Annotated in this window: 3 protein-coding genes; all 3 read right to left on the bottom strand. The window is 71.1% G+C overall.

The genetic code is table 11. The features are described 5' to 3' along the window. Window positions 1-651, bottom strand: a 651-nt coding sequence (locus P409_RS31935; RefSeq protein ID WP_034848098.1) for a glucose dehydrogenase, incomplete at its 3' end; no start/stop codon positions are given. Window positions 652-771: 120 nt separating this feature from the next. After that, window positions 772-1,494, bottom strand: a complete 723-nt coding sequence (gene lexA / locus P409_RS31940; protein ID WP_034848097.1) for a transcriptional repressor LexA — start codon at window positions 1,492-1,494, stop codon at window positions 772-774. A 130-nt stretch (window positions 1,495-1,624) separates the two neighbouring features. Then, on the bottom strand, window positions 1,625-2,446 hold an 822-nt coding region (locus P409_RS31945; RefSeq protein ID WP_034848099.1), incomplete at its 5' end, for a molybdopterin molybdotransferase MoeA.

Raw genomic sequence — 2,446 nt, forward strand, 5'->3', positions numbered from 1 at the left:
GCGGGCATCGGCGGGCAGCGCGCCGGCCGCGATGCGCAGGACGCTGCCGCGCGGAGGCGTTCCTTCCGTCTCCTGGCAGGGCTTGGCGGGATCCGGCGCCGAATCGTCGGCGTGCTCGCAATGGTCGGTGGCGGTGCCGACATTGACGTAGAGGGTGCCGTCCGGCGCCAGGGCCAGGGCGGCGAGCGGGTGGCGCCCGTCATTCGGCAGGTTGGTCACCACGTCCCGCAGCCCCGGCGGACTCGCCTTCGGGTCGACCGACACGATGCGGCCGGCCAGGCCCAGCAGCAGCGTGCCGTCCGGCGTCGCCACCAGCCCGTTCGGCCGGTCCAGCTTGGTCAGCAGCACCTGCGGAGTTCCGCGGCCGCGGTCGGGGATGCGCAGCAGCCGGCCGCGCCCCTTCTCCCAGCTGCCCATGTCGGCGACGTAGATGTCGTCCCCGATCACCGCCACGCCGCGGGCGAAGCGGAGTCCGGCGGCGACGAGGCCGACGCAAAGCCCGTCCGGAGTGCGGAGCGACACCTTCGGGAAACCGTCGCAATCGCCGGAGGTACGGTAGCTGCCGGCCGCCCGGGCCGGGGCACCGGCGAAGAGCCCGATGCAGGGCAGGGCGAGCGCCAGCAGGCGAAAGAGCGATCGACGCAGGGTCATGCACGGACGTCCGATGCGTTGCGGGACGCCGTACAGAGGACCGGACAACGCGCCGTTCGGCAACACCCGGAATGCGCCGGGCGGTTGCCGGCGGCGATCCTCGAGGACCGCCGGCCGGTCTTACGAATAGGTCCGCAGCAGCCCGACCAGGCGGCCCTGGATGCGGACGCGGTCGGTGGGCAGGTAACGGGTCTCATAGGCCGGATTGGCGGCCTCCAGCCCGATATTGCCGCCCTTCTTGCGCAGCCGCTTCAGCGTCACCTCGTTGTCGTCGACCAGGGCGACGACGATGACGCCGGGATCGGCCGAGTCGACGCGCTTGATGATGACCGTGTCACCGTCCAGGATCCCGGCCTCGACCATGCTGTCGCCGGCGACCTCCAGGGCGTAGTGCTCGCCCGGGCCGAGCAGCGAGGCCGGCACCTCGGCGTAGTTGGAGTGATCGCGCAGCGCCTCGATCGGCATGCCCGCGGCGATCCGGCCATAGAGCGGCAGGCGGACGCCGTTCTCCGGATTGCTGAGATCGGCACGCTCCAGCTTGCGGCCGGGCAGGGCGGCATCGGAGCGGACGGGCCGGAAGGGAACGACGTTGTCGTCCTCGGCCGCTGCCGGCGCGTCGGCTTTCAGGCATTCCGGGAGCTTGAGGACTTCCAGCGCCCGGGCCCGATGCGGCAGGCGCCGAATAAAACCGCGCTCCTCGAGGCCGGTGATCAGTCGATGGATGCCGGATTTCGACTTCAGGCTGAGCGCATCCTTCATCTCGTCGAAGGATGGACTGACGCCGTCCGCCTCCAGGCGGCGGTGAACGAACAACAGCAGTTCCTGTTGCTTTCGCGTCAGCAAGGCATCCTCCGTTCGCAGGGGCCGCGGCGCGGCCGAATCCCTGAACAGAACATTAGGAGGAACAAAACAAAAACACAAGCGCCTAACTGTGTCGCACCCGGTTCTTTACTTCCATGTAACGATCCAGGGCTCAGATCCCGTCGCCGAACAGCACCGCATCCACGGTCTCACCGCGCGCCGCGGCCGGGGCGTTGGGCGGGCGGATCACCAGCCCGTCGGCTGCGGCCAGCAGCGACAGCATCGAGCTGTCCTGCGCCGGGAACGGGGTGGCGACGAAGCCCGACTCCGTGCGCTCGATCCGCGCCCGCAGGTAATCCTCGCGCCGGTCATTGGCCGGCAGGTCGCGGCCCAATGTCGCGGCGACGCGATTCTCCGGCGCCTCGGCCCCCTGCAGGGCCCACAGGGCCGGGCGCAGGAACAGCCAGCCGCAGACCATGGTCGAGACCGGGTTGCCGGGCAGGCCGAGCAGCGGCGTGTCGCCGAACCGGCCGAAGATCAGCGGCTTGCCCGGCCGCATCGCAATCTTCCAGAAATCCAGGGCCAGGCCATGCTCGCCCAGGACCGAGCGGATCAGGTCGTGCTCGCCGACCGAGGCGCCGCCGGTGGTGACGATCAGGTCGGCGCCGTGCGCGCCGGCGGCCAGCGCCGCCAGGGATTCGGCATTGTCGCGGGCGATACCGAGATCCACCGGCTCGCCGCCGCAGCTGCGGATCAGCGCGGCCAGGGCATGGCTGTTGGAACTGACGATCTGGCTGGGCCCCAGCGCCTCGCCGGGCAGCACGATCTCGTCGCCGGTCGCCAGCACGGCCACGCGCGGCCGGCGGCGCACCCGCAGCCACGGGTGGTTGGTCGAGGCGGCGATGCCGATGTCGCGTGCGGTCAGGCGGCGGCCGGGCTGCAGCAGCACGTCGCCGGCCCGGAAGTCCAGCCCGGCCTTGCGCACGTGACGGCC

Source organism: Inquilinus limosus MP06 (assembly GCF_000767795.1).
GTDB classification, from domain to species: Bacteria; Pseudomonadota; Alphaproteobacteria; order DSM-16000; family Inquilinaceae; genus Inquilinus; species Inquilinus limosus_E.